At 71.6% G+C, this 17,000-nt stretch carries 17 protein-coding genes; 8 read left to right on the top strand and 9 right to left on the bottom strand.

Annotated features, from left to right (window positions below):
- Positions 1-26: 26 nt before the first annotated feature.
- The gene (locus MLY01S_RS06480) at positions 27-2,648 is read right to left on the bottom strand and encodes an ABC transporter permease (RefSeq protein WP_067190431.1); all 2,622 of its coding nucleotides are present in this window, start codon (positions 2,646-2,648) and stop codon (positions 27-29) included.
- Between the two features lie 12 nt (positions 2,649-2,660).
- Entirely contained in the window at positions 2,661-3,425 is a 765-nt protein-coding gene (locus MLY01S_RS06475) for an ABC transporter ATP-binding protein (protein ID WP_067190439.1), read from the bottom strand.
- A gap of 135 nt (positions 3,426-3,560) precedes the next feature.
- Here MLY01S_RS06475 and MLY01S_RS12790 point away from each other — a divergent pair, with 135 nt between their 5' ends.
- The gene (locus tag MLY01S_RS12790; RefSeq protein WP_209279941.1) at positions 3,561-3,722 is read left to right on the top strand and encodes a TetR/AcrR family transcriptional regulator; all 162 of its coding nucleotides are present in this window, start codon (positions 3,561-3,563) and stop codon (positions 3,720-3,722) included.
- A gap of 29 nt (positions 3,723-3,751) precedes the next feature.
- Positions 3,752-4,159 (top strand): hypothetical protein, encoded by a 408-nt coding sequence (locus tag MLY01S_RS06470; protein WP_067190429.1) that lies wholly within the window; start codon positions 3,752-3,754, stop codon positions 4,157-4,159.
- On the opposite strand, the gene MLY01S_RS06465 is transcribed toward MLY01S_RS06470, so the two are convergent.
- Positions 4,129-4,380 carry a hypothetical protein gene (locus MLY01S_RS06465; protein WP_067190427.1) on the bottom strand — a complete coding sequence of 84 codons (252 nt, stop codon included), beginning with the start codon at positions 4,378-4,380 and terminating at the stop codon, positions 4,129-4,131. The genes MLY01S_RS06470 and MLY01S_RS06465 overlap by 31 nt on opposite strands.
- A 249-nt stretch (positions 4,381-4,629) precedes the next feature.
- On the opposite strand from MLY01S_RS06465, the gene MLY01S_RS06460 reads away from it, so the two are divergent.
- A complete protein-coding gene (locus MLY01S_RS06460) occupies positions 4,630-4,968 on the top strand; it encodes a hypothetical protein (protein ID WP_067190425.1) in 339 nt (112 codons plus the stop codon).
- 14 nt (positions 4,969-4,982) lie between these two features.
- Here MLY01S_RS06460 and MLY01S_RS06455 read toward each other — a convergent pair whose 3' ends face one another.
- From MLY01S_RS06455 to MLY01S_RS06430, 6 genes are all read right to left on the bottom strand, one after another.
- Positions 4,983-5,699 carry a response regulator gene (locus MLY01S_RS06455; protein WP_067190423.1) on the bottom strand — a complete coding sequence of 239 codons (717 nt, stop codon included), beginning with the start codon at positions 5,697-5,699 and terminating at the stop codon, positions 4,983-4,985.
- Between the two features lie 13 nt (positions 5,700-5,712).
- Positions 5,713-6,480 (bottom strand): hypothetical protein, encoded by a 768-nt coding sequence (locus tag MLY01S_RS06450; protein ID WP_067190421.1) that lies wholly within the window; start codon positions 6,478-6,480, stop codon positions 5,713-5,715.
- Positions 6,481-6,529: 49 nt separating this feature from the next.
- Complete coding sequence (locus MLY01S_RS06445; protein WP_067190419.1) at positions 6,530-8,536, bottom strand: hypothetical protein; 2,007 nt, start codon at positions 8,534-8,536, stop codon at positions 6,530-6,532.
- Positions 8,533-8,880 carry a hypothetical protein gene (locus MLY01S_RS06440; RefSeq protein WP_067190417.1) on the bottom strand — a complete coding sequence of 116 codons (348 nt, stop codon included), beginning with the start codon at positions 8,878-8,880 and terminating at the stop codon, positions 8,533-8,535. The genes MLY01S_RS06445 and MLY01S_RS06440 overlap by 4 nt, the downstream gene beginning before the upstream one ends.
- A gap of 129 nt (positions 8,881-9,009) precedes the next feature.
- A complete protein-coding gene (locus MLY01S_RS06435; RefSeq protein WP_067190415.1) occupies positions 9,010-10,452 on the bottom strand; it encodes a sensor histidine kinase in 1,443 nt (480 codons plus the stop codon).
- Positions 10,453-10,665: 213 nt separating this feature from the next.
- Positions 10,666-11,934 carry an NAD(P)H-dependent flavin oxidoreductase gene (locus tag MLY01S_RS06430; RefSeq protein ID WP_082739796.1) on the bottom strand — a complete coding sequence of 423 codons (1,269 nt, stop codon included), beginning with the start codon at positions 11,932-11,934 and terminating at the stop codon, positions 10,666-10,668.
- A gap of 132 nt (positions 11,935-12,066) precedes the next feature.
- Between MLY01S_RS06430 and MLY01S_RS06425 the strand changes: the two genes are divergently transcribed.
- The 5 genes from MLY01S_RS06425 (at position 12,067) to MLY01S_RS06405 (ending at position 16,923) form a co-directional block, all read left to right on the top strand.
- Positions 12,067-12,489 carry a helix-turn-helix domain-containing protein gene (locus tag MLY01S_RS06425; protein ID WP_067190413.1) on the top strand — a complete coding sequence of 141 codons (423 nt, stop codon included), beginning with the start codon at positions 12,067-12,069 and terminating at the stop codon, positions 12,487-12,489.
- Positions 12,490-12,585: 96 nt separating this feature from the next.
- Positions 12,586-13,134: a PIN domain-containing protein gene (locus MLY01S_RS06420; protein ID WP_245232131.1), complete on the top strand. Its 549-nt coding sequence runs from the start codon at positions 12,586-12,588 to the stop codon at positions 13,132-13,134.
- Positions 13,135-13,216: 82 nt separating this feature from the next.
- Complete coding sequence (locus tag MLY01S_RS06415) at positions 13,217-14,779, top strand: L-lactate permease (RefSeq protein WP_067190409.1); 1,563 nt, start codon at positions 13,217-13,219, stop codon at positions 14,777-14,779.
- 114 nt (positions 14,780-14,893) lie between these two features.
- Positions 14,894-15,565 (top strand): response regulator, encoded by a 672-nt coding sequence (locus MLY01S_RS06410; RefSeq protein ID WP_067190408.1) that lies wholly within the window; start codon positions 14,894-14,896, stop codon positions 15,563-15,565.
- Between the two features lie 41 nt (positions 15,566-15,606).
- Positions 15,607-16,923, top strand: coding sequence for a sensor histidine kinase (locus MLY01S_RS06405; RefSeq protein ID WP_067190406.1), 1,317 nt, complete (start codon positions 15,607-15,609; stop codon positions 16,921-16,923).
- Positions 16,924-17,000 lie beyond the last annotated feature (77 nt).

The following is a 17,000-nucleotide window of genomic DNA, read 5'->3' as shown; positions in this document are numbered from 1 at the left end:
TGCCGTGTGCGCCGACCGGCCGCCCGTCAGACGGAGGCCAGTCCCTCGACCGGCGACATCCGCGTGGCCCGGCGGGACGGCATCACCGAGGCCAGCAGGCCGGCCAGTGCGGCGACGCCGACGATCAGCAGCAGCTCCAGCCACGGCACGGCCGGCGCCACCACGGAGCCGCGGCCGAGGCTGTCCATCAGCTCCCCGAGCAGCAGCTGCGAGCCGGCCCAGCCGTAGAGCACGCCAAGCGCGCAGCCCAGCGCCGCGGCCACGGCCGCGATCAGCACGGCCTCCAGGGCGATCATGGTGCGCAGCCCGCCCTTGGTCAGGCCGAGGGCCCGCAGCAGGGAGTTCTCGCGGGTCCGCTCGATCGCCGAGAGGCTCAGCGTGTTCGCCACGCCGATCAGCGCGATCACCACGGAGACGGCCAGCAGGGCCACCACGATCCACAGCATGGTGTCGATGATCTGGGCGTACAGCGCGCGCATGGGGGCGCCGCCGGTCACCGAGCCCGGGTCCACGTCCGCGGCGCGGGCGACCTCCTGGGTGAGGTCCTGCAGGCCGGTGACCGGGACGTCGTCCGCGGTGGCGACCAGCAGGCGTGGGGCCATCGTGGCCTCGCCGCCGTCCGACGCCTCGCCGGTGACGGCCTTGCCGTCCCAGCCCAGGGACTTCGCCTCGGTGTCGGTCATGTAGACCTCGGACTCCAGGCTGTTGGCGCCCACCGGGTGGAGGGTGGCCTCCTTGCCGGCGACCGTCACGGTGACGTCGTCCTCGACCCAGCTGGGCGCGAGCACGGTGCCCTCGTCTCCGAGGCGGGACATGCCGTCCCCGGGCAGGCCGGAGATCACCTGGCGCAGGCCGTCGGCGTCCACGGCGTAGGCGGGGGAGCCGTTCTCGGTGGTGCCCACCGGGGTGGCCACGGTGACGGCCTGGACGTCGGCGAGGTCCCCGACCCGCTTCGCCACGGCCTCGGCGTCCGCGTCCGCGGCGAGGGTGACGGAGAGGTCCACGGGGTACTCGGTGTCCAGGGCGGCGTCCGTGGACACCTGGGCGGTGCGACCGCCCACCAGGAACAGGGTCACCAGGGTGGTGCCGATCAGCAGGGCCGCGGCCGTGGAGGCCGTCCGGCTGCGGTGGCGGACCGCGTTGACGGCGGCCAGGCGGCCGGGCACGCCGGCCGGGCGGGCCAGCAGGCCTGCGGCGGAGACCGCCGGCGGCACGAACACCGTGGCGAGCATCAGCATGCCGATGAAGGACAGCATGCCGCCGCCGATCGCAGGGACGGGCGACTGGCCGAAGGCGCCCCAGAGCATCAGGGCCGTGCCGCCGAAGAACAGGACCGCGCCGAGGACCGTGCGCACCGCGCCGCCGCGGGAGCGGACGGTGACCTCCGGGACCGGCTGCAGCGCTTGCAGCGGGGAGACCCGGGTGGCCGCGAAGGCCGGGGTCAGGGAGGCCAGCACGGCCACCAGCACGCCCACGCCCGCCGCGATCAGCAGACGGACGGGGTCCGCGCCGAAGGTCAGGGTCGAAAGGTTCAGCGGGTCGCGCAGCAGGGGGATCGCCACGGCGGCCAGGCCCACGGCCAGCAGCGTGCCCAGCACGGAGCCGATCAGGCCGACCAGCAGGCCTTCGAGCAGCACGGAGAGGCGGACCTGGCGCGTGGAGGCGCCGAGGGTGCGCAGCAGGGCCAGCTCACGGGTGCGCTGGGCCACCAGCACCTGGAACGTGTTGGCGATGACCAGGGCCGTCACCAGCAGGGCCAGGGCCGCGAAGCCGCCGAGCACCCAGGCGAACACGTCCGTGCCGCCGGAGCTGTCCGCCAGCTGGGCGCGTACGGCCTCGTCCGGGGTGGAGACGGTGGCGTCGACCTTCTGCCCGTCCAGCAGGGACTGCAGGCGCTGCTGGACGGCGCCGGCGTCCGCGCCGTCGTCGAGGCGGAACAGCACGGCGGAGGCGGACGGATCAGGGGAGGTTCCCTCGGCGTCCGTCTGGCGCACCTCCTCCACCAGGGACTGCGGGCCCCAGGTCTGCGGCAGGGCGGACAGGCGCGGGTCGGCCGAGGGCTCGGCCAGGCCCACCACGGTGACCTGCACGGACTGCGACTCCGGCCCGCCGGACTCCAGGGAGAACTCGGAGCCGAGCGTCAGACCGAGGCGGTCCGCCGTGGTGGTGTCCACCACCACCTGGCGCGTGCCGGCCTCCGGGGTGCGGCCCTCGGCCAGAGTCATGCCGGCCAGGTCGACCTGCTCGGGAAGCGGGGACAGGGCGGAGTACTCCCCGCCGTCCAGCGCGGCGGAGCCGGAGTCGTCGGTCTTCGGGGTGTCGGAGACCTGCACGTAGTCGGTCTCGGCGGCGTAGGCCTCGGCCACGCCGTCGACCTTCGCGAGCTCGCCGGGCTTCGCGGCGGTGCCGGTGAGGCGGGAGAGCGCGACGTCCGGAGAGTCCTGATGGGAGACGCCGGTGCCGCCGGGGACGGCCACCAGGTCCGCGTTGGCGTAGGTGGCGCCGAGGCTGGAGCGCAGGGTGGCCTGCGCGGAGGAGGAGACCACGAAGGACGCGGCCAGGAACAGGGTGCCGATCAGGATGGCCAGCACCACGGACACGTAGCGCCGCGGGTGGGTCCGCAGCTGGGAGAGTGCGATCTTCAGCATCGTCTCACCTCGTCACTGCAGCTGGGCCAGGGCGGCGGCCACGGCATCCGGGGTCGGCTCGAGCAGCTCGCCGGCGAGGCGGCCGTCGGCCAGCAGGACCACGCGGTCCGCGGAGGAGGCGGCCACGGGGTCGTGGGTGACCATGATGACGGTCTGTCCCATCTGCCTCACGGAACGCCGGAGCAGGGCGAGGACCTCGGTGCCGGTGGCGGTGTCCAGGTTGCCGGTCGGCTCGTCGCCGAACACCACGTCCGGGCGGGTGAGCAGGGCACGGGCCACGGCCACGCGCTGCTGCTGGCCGCCGGAGAGCTCGGAGGGGCGGTGCTTGAGGCGTTCGGTGAGGCCGAGGGTGTCCACGATCTCCTCCATCCACGCCCGGTCCGGGGAGGTCCCGGCGAGCTCGAGCGGAAGCAGGATGTTCTGTTCCGCGGTGAGGGTGGGGACGAGGTTGAAGGCCTGGAACACGAAGCCCACCCGGTCGCGGCGCAGGCGGGTGAGCTGGCCGTCGTCGAGGCCGGTGATCACGGTGTCCCCGAGGGCGATGGTGCCGGAGGTCGGCACGTCCAGGCCGGCGAGGCAGTGCATGAGGGTGGACTTGCCGGACCCGGAGGGGCCCATGATGGCGGTGAACTGGCCGGCGGCGAACTCGACGTCCACACCGCGCAGGGCGTGGACCTCGGTGTCTCCGCGGCCGTAGGTCTTGGTCAGGCCGTGTGCGGAGACGGCGGGGCGGGTGGGTGCGTCGGCGGGTCGGGGGAGGGTGCTTGAGTGGCTCATGGTGTCCACTGTGCCGCCCCGGCCCCGGTGGGTGGATCCTCCGGGAGGAGGCATTCCGGACCGGTTCGGGTCATCCCCTGGGATGACCCCGCACGGAACCGGGGCAGGAGCGCGGAGTCTGGGAGAATCGTGGGCATGAGATCCGATGCCCGCGCGAACCGTCAGGACCTGTTGGAGGCGGCCGAGGCGCTGTTGAACGTGCACGGCCCCACGGTGTCCCTGCGTGCGGTGGCCCAGGAGGCCGGCCTGGGCGTGGGCACCCTGTACCGGCACTCCCCACCCGCCGGCACCTGCTGACGGCGCTGCTGGGGCGGATCATCGAGCGGGTGGACGCGATCGTGGCGGACTACCTGGAGGAGTCGGGGCGTCCCGACGACGGCCCGGTCGCCTCGGACCCCGACCGCGCCACGGCGCGGTGGCACCGCTTCGCCACCGAGCTGGTGAAGGTGAACCTGTCGGTGGCGGCCGCCTCCCTGGACTCGCTGAACTGCAAGGACCTTCCCAGCGAGGAGATGATCGAGGCCGCCGAGCGGACCCTGACACAGCGCATGGAGGACGCCCTGGCGCGCGCCCGCGCGGACCGGCAGGTCTCCGAGGACCTCACGGGGGAGCGGTTCTTCCTCGGCCTGCTCACGGTGTCCCGGCCGCTGATGTCCCAGGAGCGCTGGCTGCTGCCGGGCCAGGAGGACTGGATGCTCAGGACCTACCTGCGGGGGCTGCGGCCGCAGGGCTGACGAGCCTCGATCCGGGCGGAGATGCGGGCGGTGACCGCCCCGACGCCCACGGCCAGCACGATGGCCACCACCATGCGCGCCGTGGCCGGCACCGGCACCACGAAGGTCAGCACCATCAACGCGACCGCTGCCGCGACCAGACCGGTGAAGCACGCGATGGTGCCGTGGTCTGCCGCATCGGCCGGTGCCTGCGGTGAGGGCCGCTCTGCGGTGCTCCTCATGGGTCCCCCTTCGGTTCTGCCGGCGCGGTGCCGGTCTCTCGGCGCGGTGCCGGGCTCGTGCAGACCAGTCTTCTCCGCTGCGCCGGGAGCGCGGCACCCTCGTCAGGATGAACTCTGCGCGCCGGGGGTCCTCCTGAAGGAGGAGGCCGGGGCGGGTGGACGGCTCCGAAGGTTCCTGTCCCGGCGGGCAGGCCGTTCACTAAGCTGAGGCCGCCGGCCCGGCAGCGGCCGCGAGAACAGGAGGGACGCATGTCCGCACACATCCAGCAGGCCCTCGACGGCATTCGTCGCCCGGACGAGTCCGTCTTCTTCCTCTCCCGCACCGAGGCCGGCAGGAACCTGCTGGCGGAGTTCGCCGTGGACATGGCGACCGGGGGCCTCAGCGTCGGCGGCGGGAGCCGGGATGCGGCGAAGAAGCGGCGCTGGCTGTTGCTGACGAACGGCACGGACGCCCGCATCCTCAATGTCCAGCACGACGCCGTGGTGGCCGAGTTGCCGGTGGACGGGTGGGCTCCGGAGCGTCAGCGCCTGATGCGCAGCCACGTCCAGGACGGCTGGCGCTACCGCATCACAGGCCGGCTGCGCTGACGCGGACGCGGCGTTCAGGGGCGCACGAGCCCGGCGCGGTAGGCGGTGACCACGGCCTGCACCCGGTCCCGGGCCTGCAGCTTGGCCAGCACGCGGCCCACATGGGTCTTGACGGTGGCCCCGGAGAGCACCAGCTCCGCGGCGATCTCCATGTTCGAGTCACCGCGAGCCATGAGCACGAGCACCTCGCGCTCGCGCGGGGTGAGGGTCTCGATCGCCTCCCGTTCCACGGCGCCGTGCGCGTCCACGGCATGTTCGGCCTGCAGGCGCGGCGCCATGTGCTCGAGGAGCCGGCGGGTGGTGGACGGCGCGATCACCGCATCGCCACGGTGCACCGTCCGGATCGCGGCCAGCAGCTCCTCCGGCGGGGCGTCCTTGAGCAGGAACCCGGAGGCTCCGGCCTGGATGGCGTCCAGGGCGTACTCGTCCAGGTCGAAGGTCGTCAGCACCACCACCCGTGGGGCGTCCGGCTTGGCCAGCAGCGCCTCGGTGGCCGCGATGCCGTCCATCTGCGGCATACGCACGTCCATGAGCACCACATCCGCCCGGGCGACGGCCGGCGAGCCCACGGCCTCCCGGCCGGTGGAGGCTTCGGCCACCACCTCCAGGTCCGGCTGCGAGCCGATGAGCATGGCCAGCCCGGAGCGGATCAGCTGCTGGTCGTCCACGAGAGCCACATGGATCGGTGGGAGGGGTGTTGGGGCGGCCATGGTCCCCTCTTTGCTGCTCATAGTGCCGAGTATCTCAGGGGCGTCGGACGGCGTCGTCGAGGAAGCCCTTGGTGGACGTCGGGGAGGGCGTGGGGGCGTCGGGGTCGTGGGGCTCTTCCGCGGTGACGCCTTCGGGTCCGGTGGGCGCCGGGGTCTGGGTGGACTCCGGCAGTGGGACTGGGCCCTGTTGCGCGTCGGGGACCTGGTGGGTGTCGACTCCGTCGCCGTCGGCGTGGACGATAGCCCGGCGGTCCAGGCGGGAGACGGTCATCAGGTGTCCCTTCGGCATCTCCAAGCACTGGCCGGTCGCGTGCAAGATTGTGCGCGGGCGTTCACCGTCGTCGCGATACGTGAGGGTCAAGGTGAGTTCGAGGTCGGGGTGGTAGCCCTGGTAGAAGGCGGGGCCGGCTCCGCTGCCCCAGTCTTCTTCGGGGCGGGTGATCCAGCCTTGTCTTTCGGCCTGGGTGCGGACGGAGGCGCCTACCTTGCGCGCGACCTCCTCGTCACGGACGTCCACCTCGACGATGCCCTTGATTCTGGTCAGTCGTGGCCGTTGGAGCGGGCCGGCGGTGAGCTGGCACGTCTCTTCGCGCAAGGTGTAGATCGTCTTGGCTCCCATGGAACGGGCCAGGTCGGGCAGGTCCTTCTCCACCGTCTGCAGCTGCCGGGCGGAGAACTTTTCATTCTCCTGCTCGGAGCGGTCCGCCTCAGGCGGGGGCCAGGGGGCCGGAGTCTGCGACGATGCCGGCGCGGACCCGTCGGTGTCGGCTGGAGTAGGCGGTTCTGTTGAGCTGCAGCCCATGGCGAGTCCTCCGATGAGTGTGATGCTGCCGATCCAGGCTAAGGGTTTCTCAGTGGAAAACGCGGTCATAGGGAACCTTTTTGAAGTCACTCTGGTTTTTGATGCCCTGGTCCTCGAGGGCATCGTGGAAGAGGCCGTTGTCCCCGGCGTAGAGGGTGACATCCTCGCCGTAGATGAAAGCAGTCGCATTCTTCACTGCGGTTGATTCTTTGGCGAGAACCGCATTGTGCCCCCAGGTCTCTTGGTCTTGGACTCGTCGTCCGTCCTCCATGAGTCCGGCCTCGAGTCGGACGGCACCCATCAATCGGTCAGGGTGCCCGCCGGTGAAGAGTCCACCGCCGTTGGCTCCTCCGCCCAGGTCCTGGGCGATGGCGATCTTGTCTGTACGAGACTGAATCATGGCACGGTGGGCGTGGGGGCTGGCTACATCCGCCGTGGAGGCAACGTCGTGGCCGGTCCCCGCCGGTGCCATGTAGAGGACCTTGTCCGCCGTCAGACCTTCTCGCTCCGCGGTGCCCTGCTTGGACGCGCCAGCCGAGTGCGCAACCCACGTCTGCGTCGCATTGACGGCCTCGCGGTCGATAGCACGGTCGAAGGCCGACTGGCTTGCCGCGTCCCGCTCCGCGAAGTCCGGGGTGGCGTTGTCCGAGATGAGGGAGCCGAAGGTGTCCTCTCCGGTGTGAGGATCCGTTTTCCCGGGGAACTGGCCATCCGCCCAGTAGATTTCCACCGTGTCTGGACGGCCCTGACCCATGGCGTTGACGACCTCGTTGTAGTTGCCGACGGAGCCCATATCGGTGTGGGTTCCCGGGGTGAACGCCACGACGTTTTTGGTCTCTGCGGAGAGTCTGCCGCGGATCGTGGAGATCTGCCCCTCACCCTCCAGCGAGGCGCTCAGCACGCGATATTCATCGCCCGTGGTTCGGCGGTCGTCTGCGTAACGGTCGCGGTCGTTCTGATACGCCCTCCACGCATCGTCGAGGCCATCCTTCTGAGCTTCGAGCCGGAGGCGTTCGGTGTGCCACTCACTTTTGTGCGATTGAAGCTTGTGGACGTTTCCGGGGCCGGGATACAGCTCCGACCACGAGGGCTCATGCTTATATGGTTCGAGCTGGTCTTCGACTTTATGTCGAAGACCAGCCACGGTGATCTCGTTGACGATTGCCCGCTCTTCGATGGAGACCCCGTTGAGATTGCCGAACACGTAGGGGTACGTCAGCAGCAGTCGTTGCCGGTCGGCCGCCAAGAGGGACTCCCAAGCGCCTGCCACCTCGTCAACGCCCTGTCGCAAGTGGTGGGGATCATGGGCTTCGATGGCCTGTTTCATCCGTGCCTCGGGCGAACCGGGAGCGGGGTGCTCGGGGAGGCGGTTGTCCACGAGTTTTTCGGCCAGGTCGGGATTCTCAGTGAGCCACCTGCGGAGCTGCGCTGCATTCATCGCGGCCAATTCCGCGGCGATCCACGCGGGATCCCGCGTTCGCATCGCGACGTCGACAGAATCGGCGAGTCCGGACCAGTTCAGACATTGGCGGAAGCCCCCCCTGCCGGCAGGCAGGTCCGCGTTCTCTCCACCGGAGATGCCCTGCAGAGTGGCGGCGTAGTCCTGCTGGACTGCGGTCCAGTCGGTCTCCAGGACGATGACATCCTCGTTGTAGTCCGTGACCCTGGCCGTCACGGAGGAGATCTGCTCTGGATCGCCGGAGCTCAGTGCCGCGGTGCGTGCCAACTCGAGTGGGCCTGCCTGCAGAAGGAGGAAGGTGCGGCGCACCAGGAGCCCGTCCACGGCGTCGGCAAGTGTCGTGGTGGCGATTGCTGCATCCTTCAGGGCGGCATGCCATTCATCGAGCGGTGCCTCGAGGAGGTCCAGTCCTACCCAGACCTGTTCCTGCGTACCTTCGTGGTGATAGGAACTGTGCAAGCCCTTCCAGGAATCCTGTGCCTCCTCGAACCGTTCCTTCACGTGGCGGCTCTCGGTGTCCATGGCATCGGCACCGTTGCGGAGGGCGGAGGTCTCGACGTCGATCTCGGGCAGTGTGTGCAGCGGCGGGATGCTCATCGTCGCGCCCAGCTGTCGGTGATCGAGGCGGCTTCAGCAGTGCTGACGGTCTGCTCGGCCTTCGTGGACATGTCCTGATCCATCGAGATGAACGAGGCAGCTGCCCGCGAGACCTGGTCGATCTGGTGGTAGATCGTCTCCGCAGCAAAGGACCCCAATCGGTCGCGCGCGGCCCAGAACTCGGCGAAAGCCGCCTGCGCTGCAGCGGCCGTCCCGAAGGCCCCGGCCACGTCCTCACCGCCGTCGACGGCGGCGGCGGCTGCCTCGTCGAGGCTCCGCCCGGCCTCCACCGCACCCGTCAGGGCCTCATGGACGTCCCAAGGGACGATCTCCACCTTGAGCACGGCAAACTCCCCTCTGTCGTCTCAGCGGGACTTCCCGTGGGCCCCTCTGTCGTCGATGCCAGTTTTACACACTTCTCACGGTGTGCGCCGTCCTCGCGGTCATCTTCGTAGAGCGGCCAGACGCCGACGTCACTGCGCCTCGTAGGGCAGGCGCGCGGTGACCCGCCAGCCCACGCCGGTGGAGGGCGGGCCGGCCTCGAGGGTGCCGCCGAAGAGGCGGGCCCGTTCGGCCATGCCGCGCAGGCCGTTGCCTGTGCCGGCGGTGCCGGGCGAGGCGGCGGCGCCGTGGCCGTCGTCGTCCACGGTCAGCTCGAGCCCCTCGGCGGTCCAGGCCAGGGTGACGGCGGCGCGGGCGTCCGGTCCGCCGTGGCGCAGGGTGTTCGTCAGGGCCTCCTGCGCGATGCGGTAGGCGGCCAGCTCGCCGCCGGCCGGCAGCTCCCGGCGCCACTCGCCCGTGGTGCGCACGGCCACCTCCAGCCCGGACAGCCGCAAGGTCTCGGCCAGCTCGTCCAGGTCCGCCAGGGTCGGCTGGGGCCGCAGCAGCGCGCCCGTGCGGCGGCGTCCCGACGACGGCCCCTCACCCTGGCCGTCCGCGTCCGGGCCCGCCTCGGGGCCGCGGGAGGAGGGGCCCGGGAAGGCCCCGGCCGTGGCGAAGACATGCCGCGCAGCGCCTCGCGGTGAGGGGGACGAGGAGGTGCCGTCCGCGGCGGAGGTGCCGGCGGCGTCGTCGGGAAGGGAGGGGGCACGGAGGACCCCGAGGAGGGAGCGCATCTCCGCCAGGGCGGAACGGCCTGTGCCGGAGATGGTCTCCAGGGTCTGCACGGCCAGCTCGGGCTTCGTGGCGGCGGCGTAGCGGGCGCCGTCGGCCTGGGAGATCATCACCTGCAGCGAGTGGGAGACGATGTCATGCATCTCCCGGGCGATGCGGTTGCGCTCGTCCGCGGCGGCCAGCTCACGCTCCTGCTGGGCCTGCACCTCCAGCCGGTGGGCCCGGTCCTCCGTGGCGCGCACGGCGATCAGGCGTGTGCGGACCACGTCGCCGTAGGCCCAGGCCGCCAGGACCACGGCCGCGCAGGGGATGGCGATGGCCAGGGCGATCAGCGGCGCCTCGCTGCTGGCCGGGACCCCAGCGATCATCGTCATCCGGGGGAACCAGCCGGTCTTCACGCCGCGGGCCACGGCGCCGGCCAGGGCGATGGCCAGGACGATGAGGGAGCCGCGGCGGCTGAAGGTGGCGGCGGCGTGGTGCACGTACATGGGCACCACGATCAGGGAGAGGCTGAAGTCAGGGCCGATCAGCAGCATCACCAGACACAGGGCGACGGCGCAGCGGACCGCCGCCACCGGGGCACGGCGGCGGAACGCCCAGGTGCTCACGAGCGCGGCGTCCACGAGGGCATCGATCATCACGAGCGGGCTGGGGGTGTCCGGCACGCCGAACATGCCGCCGCCGGGCGCGAACATCAGGTAGGGCATGACCACCTGGAACACCAGCATCGTGCACGCCACGATCGCATCCGAGGCGAACGGGTGCTCGCGGTGGAATGCGTCGATGCGGCGCAGCGGGTTCATGATGTCCAGCGTAGGAGCGACTGCAGGTCCGGCACGTCAGCCCACGGTCTGATCCCCCCTGCGTTTTCGTTCGCGAAACCGTCGAGTTCCGAAGCATTTTCGTTCGGGAGACCGTCGAGTTCTGGAGCGCTTTCGTTCGGGAAACCGTCGGAATACTGGCCCCTCGCCGGCAGAACGGGTCCGCCCGCGGTGACCGGCCCGTCCCCACCGTGCTCAGGGCGCGAGCGACCGCACCACCTCGGCGGCCGGGACCTGCCGTGCCTTCTGTGCGCCGGTGCCGGCCCAGAGGTGCACGGCGTCCAGGTCCATCGCCGCCGCGGCGGCCTTGCGCAGGGCGCCGGTGAGGACGTTGACCTCCGGGTAGGCCGCCGGTGCATCCGCGAACTCGGCCATGAAGGGCACGGTCAGCCCGCGGGCCCACCGGCCGGTGAACGCCCGGGTCACTGTGGTGTCCGCCCACCCCGGAGCGCTTTCGTTCGGGAAAGAGTCGGGTTCTGGATCGCTTCCGTGCAGGAGACCGTTGCGTTCCGACGCCCGTGCCAGCCCCGCCCGGTGCGCCGCCGACGTCCCCGCCTCCGGGGTGCGCAGGAACGCCGTGCCGGCCTGCACGGCATCCGCCCCGGCCTCCAGAGCCGCCCGTGCCTGGTCTGCCGCGGCGATCCCTCCGGCCGCGATGAGCGGCACCGACGGGCACGCCGCCCGAACCTCACGGACCACCTCCTCCAGGGGCGCGGTCCCCGGCTCGGCTGCCGGGTCGAGCGTGCCTCGGTGCCCGCCGGCGTCCGGCCCCTGCACCACCAGCAGCCGCGCCCCGTTCCCGACGGCGGCCCGCGCCTCCGCCTCGTCCGTCACCGTGACGCCGGGGGCCACTCCGGCGTCGACGAGCCGCGCGAAGACCTCCGGGCCGGGCAGACCGAAGGTGAAGGTCACCCACGGCCAGGCCTGCTCCTCGGCCAGCGCCAGGAACTGCTCGAACTGCGCCTGCTCCGACTCCGGGTCCGGGGTCGCCTCCTCCGCGGTGGGCACCGCAGCGCCGAGCCTCGACGCCACCGGACGCAGCCGCTCGGCAAAGGCCTCCACCTCGCGCCGCCGGGCCGCGGCGGCCCGCCCGTCCCGGGCGGGCACACGGGTGTTCACGGCGTCCGGGACGAAGAGGTTCACGCCGAGGCGGAGGTCGGCGCCGTCGTCGGGACGCATGTCAGGGGAGGAAGGGCCCGCCCCAGACCGCCCTGCTGACGACGGCTGCGCCGCCTGTCCGAGCAGCGCCCGCGCCTGTTCCACCTCGGCGCGGACGGCGTCCGGCGTCTTCATGCCGCCGGCGAGCATGCCGGAACCGCCGGCACGGATCACGGCCGCGACCAGCTCGGGCGTGGACGGCCCGCCGGCCATCGGTGCGGCGACCACCGGGACCGGCGCCGCGGCGAGGGCGGCCAGGGCGGGGAGACCGGAGTCCGGTGCAGGGAAGGTCTGAGGCTCGCGCATGCCGCCACGGTAGGCCGCCGTCGACAGCAGGGTCCAGGGACCGAGACGGAGAGCGGGACACCCGCGCCCGTGTTGCAGTTACAAGTGAAAACCCGTTAGGGTGGTGCGCCGACAGCAGGAAGGAGGTCTCGCATGACCGGCATGCTGACGCGAGACAACATCACCATTGACGACGTGGACGTCCAGCTGGCGGTGGAGACTCCTCGACCCCAAGGGGCCACTCTGGTCCTCCGTGGGCCGGACGGCAGCGAGATCGAACTTCCGGACCGCATCCAGAAGATGTTGCTGGGGACGCTCGCCGCCGTGGCCGAGACCGGTGAAGCGTCAGTCGGACGCGTCCCGGAAGAGCTGACCAGCACTGTTGCCGCGGAGATGTTGGGCGTATCTCGCCCGACCCTCATGAAGTGGGTCGGCGAAGGGCGCATCGCCAGCTTCAAGGTGGGGAGCCATACCCGTTTCAAGCGCGGTGACGTCTTCGCTCTGCGAGAGGAACGGGCAAAGGAGCGTCGTGCGGCGTTCACCGCTCTGCGTGAAAGCGACCAGGATTGGAGCTGAGGCGCGAACCTCCTGCAGGGGTGCGGTGCAGGCATCGCACCCCTCAGTGGTGAACACGGACCGCTGGGGATCCACATCATGACGCGCAGAGTACTTGTGGACGCGAATGTGCTGGTCAGCCGCACGACGCTGGACTGGTTGCACTTCTTGCGTGAGTCCAATGAGGGCATGTTCCAACTGCACGTCACGCATGACATCCAGGCGGAGGCGATCCACGCGCTCCGACGCAGCCATCCCCGCAAGGAGGGTGGAGCGATCCGCGATCGTGTGGAGAAGATCAGCGGCATGATGGACGAGGTCCTGGCGGACTTCTCAGGCGTCCTGGACTTCACTGGTACGGATGAGCATGACTACCACGTCCATGCTGCGGCGGTGGCGGGGCGTGCTGATCTGGTGCTCACCTACAACGCGCCGTCCGACATCACGACGACCCCGGACCTGGAGCACTACGACGTCATCTCACCGGACGACTTCTTCATCCTCGTGACCGACTCGAACCCACACTGCCTCCTGCCCCTCGTCAAGATCCAGTTCGACTACTGGTCGAAGAAGCCCGGGCACGCCCAGCTTGACGATGCACTTCGGAAGGCAGGATGCCCAGAATTCGCACAGAGGGTGCGGCAGACCCTCGGCAGACTGGCCTGACCTGGAAGCCGGCGCAGGTCTGCCTATTTCTCGTCGTCATCGTCGCCCGCATCTGCCCCGCAACCTTAGAGGAGGACCGCCCATGCTCGCCCTGCTGGCCTGCCTGCCCGTCCTGCTCACGCTGATCCTGCTCACCCGCCCGCTGCCCGGCTGGGTGGCCCCTGCAGCCGGCACGGTCAGCGCGCTCGTCCTCGGCGCCACGGCCCTCGGCACACCCGCCGCCGAGCTCGCCGCCCCGTTCGCCCGCGGTTGGCCGATCCTCGTGGAGGTCCTGGCGATCATGGCCGGCGGCATCACCCTGGCCCGCGTCATGGAGCGCGGAGGCGGGCACGCGGCGCTCGGCCGATGGCTCTCCGGCGGCACCGGGCCCGGCCTGGCCACCGCGCTGATGATGGTCCACGGGGTGGTGCCGTTCCTGGAGTCCGTGACCGGCTTCGGTGTGGGCGTGATCGTGTGCCTTCCACTGCTGATCACCCTCGGCTTCACCCCGTTCCGCGCCGCGTGCCTGGCCCTGGTCGGCCTGTCCGTGAACCCGTGGGGCTCCATGGCGCCGGGGGCCCTGCTCGGTGCGCAGCTCACGGGTCTGGACTTCCGGCAGTTCGGCATGGCCACGGCGGTCTTCAACGTCATCCCCGCGGTGGCCGCAGGCGTGGTGACGGCGCTGATCGTGCGCGGCTCCCGCGCGGACCGTCACGACGACGGCCCCCTCCTTCCGCTGTCCGCCCTCCTGACGCGGTGGCTCCCCGTGGCGGTGGCCTCCGCCCTGGTCTACGCGGGCCTGCTCCTCGGGGCGAACGCCCTGCTGGGCACCCCGCCCGCCGGCGCCACGGCCGGCCTGGTCATGGCGCTGGCCTGGCGGACCCTGCTCGGGCGGCGGTCTGCCCGCGCCGCGCGGAACGGCGCCTCCACCGCCGCGGGGCACCTGGGCGAGGACGGCGACGGAGGGGGAGCGACCGTCGTCGGGACGCCGGGGCTGCCGCTGCGCGAGCTGACTCCCTACCTGGTGCTGATGGTCGGCACGATCGCCGGCACCGCGGCGAAGGCCGCCCTCCCGCTGGGGGCGCTGGGGCCGTTCCTGCGCTCGCCGGCCACGTGGGCGCTGCTGGGCGCGGCGATCGGGGTTGCGGTGCTGCGCCTGGACGCGGACCGGCGACGGCTGGTGGGGCGGGAGACCGTGCGGCTGTGGGTGGCCACCGCCATCCCCACGGCCCTGTACATCGCCTTCGGCTATGCCCTGACCGGCGGCGGGCTCGCGGAGGAGATGGCCCGCGGGCTCGGCGCCCTGGGCGGGGTGTTCCTGTGGCTGTCCCCGTTCGTGGCGGGCCTGAGCGGCTACGTGACCGCCTCCACCACGGGCGCGAACGCGATGTTCGCGCCCCTGCAGGCGAGCACCGCGCAGGCGTTGGGCGTCTCGCCGCTGTGGCTGACGGCCATGCACTCCTCGGCGGCGAGCTGGGCGGTCATCACGTGCCCGGCGCGCATCGAGCTGGCCTCACGCCTGGCGGGCGCCGAGCACCGCGAGGGCACTCCGGGCCTGCTGCCGACGCGCCGGAACCTGGTGGCCGTGGTCGGGCCGACCGTGCTGATCACCCTGGCCGTCATGGCGGCCGCCACCGCGTTGCTGCTGCCGCTGGCCGCGGGGTGAACGGCTCGGGCCACAGAAGGGCGACGGCCCGTGGAGCCGGGCCGCTCCGGACCACGCCGACTCCCCACTTTCGTCGGTGCCGCGCCCGCCCGCAGCCCACCTAGGCTGGAGCCCATGATCACGGTGATGGTGGTGGACGACCAGGAGCTCATGCGCACGGCCCTGGAGCACTTCGTCTCGCTCGCGGAGGACATGCGGACGGTGCCCGGCGCCGCGGACGGCAAGGCGGGCCTCGAGGCGGCCCGCACCCACCGCCCGGACGTGATCCTCATGGACATGCAGATGCCGGTGATGGACGGCGTGGCCGCCACCGAGGCCGTCACCGCCGAGCTGCCGGACACCAAGGTCCTGGCCATCACCACGTTCTCCTCCGAGCAGTACCTGGTCCCCGCCCTCCGCGCGGGGGCCGCCGGCTACCTGGTGAAGGACGCCCCGCCCACCGAGGTGGTGGACGCCGTCCGCAAGGCCCATGCCGGGGACGCCGTGTTCTCCGCCGGGGTGGCACGGGACCTCATCGACGCCGTCACCTCCGCCGGCCCGGAGGCCTTCGCCTCAGCAGACCCGGCCGAGCCGCTGCAGGACTTCGAGCGCCTCACCGCCCGCGAGCTGGACGTGGTCCGCGAGCTCGCCCACGGCTCCTCCAACGCGGAGATCGCCTCCGCCCTGTTCCTCGCCGAGGCCACCGTGAAGTCCCACCTGGGCCATGTGATGGAGAAGTGGGGTGTCCGGGACCGCGTGCAGGTCCTCATCCGCGCCGCCCGCGCCGGCCTGGTCGAGATCGGATGACCGCCCCGCCCGCCCACAGCGGCACGTCCCGGATCCTTCGCATGAGTGCGGATCCGGCCCCGGCGTCCCGGCTGCCCCACTGGCTGCAGGCCGAGCCGGTCCGCCGCTGGATCCGCATCACCGTCATCACGGTGTGCCTGCTGCTGATGGGCGTCGACCTGCTGACCACCGTCCTGGAAGAGGTCTGGGGCATCGGCATGGACAGCACTGACCTGGCGAGGGAACTCGAGGTCGACCCGGCCGATCTGGAGCCGGTGATCAGCCCCTACGCGGACATGGTCGTCAACTGGGCGCCGGCGCTGCTGACCATCCTGGTGATGCTCCAGCCGAGCGTCGGCGCCCTGATGACGCTGCTCTACATGGCGCTGTTCGTCGCACTGTCCGCCCGGCTGGACAACAACCTCGTGGATGTCTTCGCCCCCATCGCCGGCGCCGTGTTCGTGGCCCCCGTGGTGGCCCGTTATTCTCGACGGCGCTTCGCCGTGGGCATCGGCATCGCCTACCTCGTCCTGCTGGCGGTCGGCCTCGCGGTGTCCCCGTGGGACCCGGAGGGCGTGGACATGGTGATCCTCACCGGCCTCGCCGCCTGCACCACCGTCCCGGCGCTGATCATCCGCCGGGCTCGCCTGCGCGCCCGCGCACAGCAGGCCGCCCTCGAGACCGCGGCCCAGCGGGAGCGCGAGGCCGCCGAGGCGGAGCGCCAGCGCATCGCCGCGGAGCTGCATGACGTGGTGGCCCACGGCCTCACCATCATCTCCATGCAGGCCGCCATGCTGCAGACCACCGAGGACCCGGACCGCCGCCGCGGCTCGGAGCAGGCGATCGAGAGCGCCGCCCGCCAGTCCCTGGTGGACCTGCGCCGCATGCTCACCGCGCTGCGCGGCACGGACCGCAATGCGGCCACCGTGGGCGCGGACGGCGTCCAGGACCTCTGCGCGCGGATCGAGGAGTTCGCAGGCCGGCTCGAGGACGCCGGCTTCCGGGTGGAGCGGGACCTGCGTGACCTGGAGGACCTGCCGCCCTCCCTGGAGTTCACGGTGCTGCGCCTGGTCCAGGAGGCCACCACCAACATCCTCAAGCACGCCACCGCCGGCGGCCTGGTGGTGCTGCACTCCGCCCTGCACGACGGGCACCTGGACCTGGAGGTCTCCAGCCCGCTGGACCAGTCCGCCGAGTCCGGCGAGAGGACTGAGGGGGAGCCGGGGCGTCGCCGTCGCCGCTGCGTTCCCTCTGGCTTCGGCCTGGCCGGCATGCACGAGCGCGTCGCCGTCTTCGGCGGCCGTCTGACCGCCGGCCCGGACCTGGACTCCGAGCTCGGCCTCCGCTGGGTGGTCAGCGCGGAGCTGCCCACCCGCTGAGGCGAGTTCCCCCGGAAGGCGGGCGGCCGTCGTCGGGAAGCACCACCGGTTTCCCGACGACGGCCCCCACCGGAAGG

Origin of the sequence: Micrococcus lylae NBRC 15355 (genome assembly GCF_001570885.1) — a bacterium.
Taxonomy (GTDB): domain Bacteria; phylum Actinomycetota; class Actinomycetes; order Actinomycetales; family Micrococcaceae; genus Micrococcus; species Micrococcus lylae.
This window is presented reverse-complemented; position numbering and strand designations above follow the sequence as displayed.

Excerpts from the sequence above, each read along its gene's own strand:
- MLY01S_RS06480 (WP_067190431.1), bottom strand. The coding sequence starts at position 2,648 with ATGCTGAAGATCGCACTCTCCCAGCTGCGGACCCACCCGCGGCGCTAC.
- MLY01S_RS06475 (WP_067190439.1), bottom strand. The coding sequence starts at position 3,425 with ATGAGCCACTCAAGCACCCTCCCCCGACCCGCCGACGCACCCACCCGC.
- MLY01S_RS12790 (WP_209279941.1), top strand. The coding sequence starts at position 3,561 with ATGAGATCCGATGCCCGCGCGAACCGTCAGGACCTGTTGGAGGCGGCC.
- MLY01S_RS06465 (WP_067190427.1), bottom strand. The coding sequence starts at position 4,380 with ATGAGGAGCACCGCAGAGCGGCCCTCACCGCAGGCACCGGCCGATGCG.
- MLY01S_RS06460 (WP_067190425.1), top strand. The coding sequence starts at position 4,630 with ATGTCCGCACACATCCAGCAGGCCCTCGACGGCATTCGTCGCCCGGAC.
- MLY01S_RS06455 (WP_067190423.1), bottom strand. The coding sequence starts at position 5,699 with ATGAGCAGCAAAGAGGGGACCATGGCCGCCCCAACACCCCTCCCACCG.
- MLY01S_RS06450 (WP_067190421.1), bottom strand. The coding sequence starts at position 6,480 with ATGGGCTGCAGCTCAACAGAACCGCCTACTCCAGCCGACACCGACGGG.
- MLY01S_RS06445 (WP_067190419.1), bottom strand. The coding sequence starts at position 8,536 with ATGAGCATCCCGCCGCTGCACACACTGCCCGAGATCGACGTCGAGACC.
- MLY01S_RS06435 (WP_067190415.1), bottom strand. The coding sequence starts at position 10,452 with ATGAACCCGCTGCGCCGCATCGACGCATTCCACCGCGAGCACCCGTTC.
- MLY01S_RS06430 (WP_082739796.1), bottom strand. The coding sequence starts at position 11,934 with ATGCGCGAGCCTCAGACCTTCCCTGCACCGGACTCCGGTCTCCCCGCC.
- MLY01S_RS06425 (WP_067190413.1), top strand. The coding sequence starts at position 12,067 with ATGACCGGCATGCTGACGCGAGACAACATCACCATTGACGACGTGGAC.
- MLY01S_RS06415 (WP_067190409.1), top strand. The coding sequence starts at position 13,217 with ATGCTCGCCCTGCTGGCCTGCCTGCCCGTCCTGCTCACGCTGATCCTG.
- MLY01S_RS06410 (WP_067190408.1), top strand. The coding sequence starts at position 14,894 with ATGATCACGGTGATGGTGGTGGACGACCAGGAGCTCATGCGCACGGCC.
- MLY01S_RS06405 (WP_067190406.1), top strand. The coding sequence starts at position 15,607 with ATGAGTGCGGATCCGGCCCCGGCGTCCCGGCTGCCCCACTGGCTGCAG.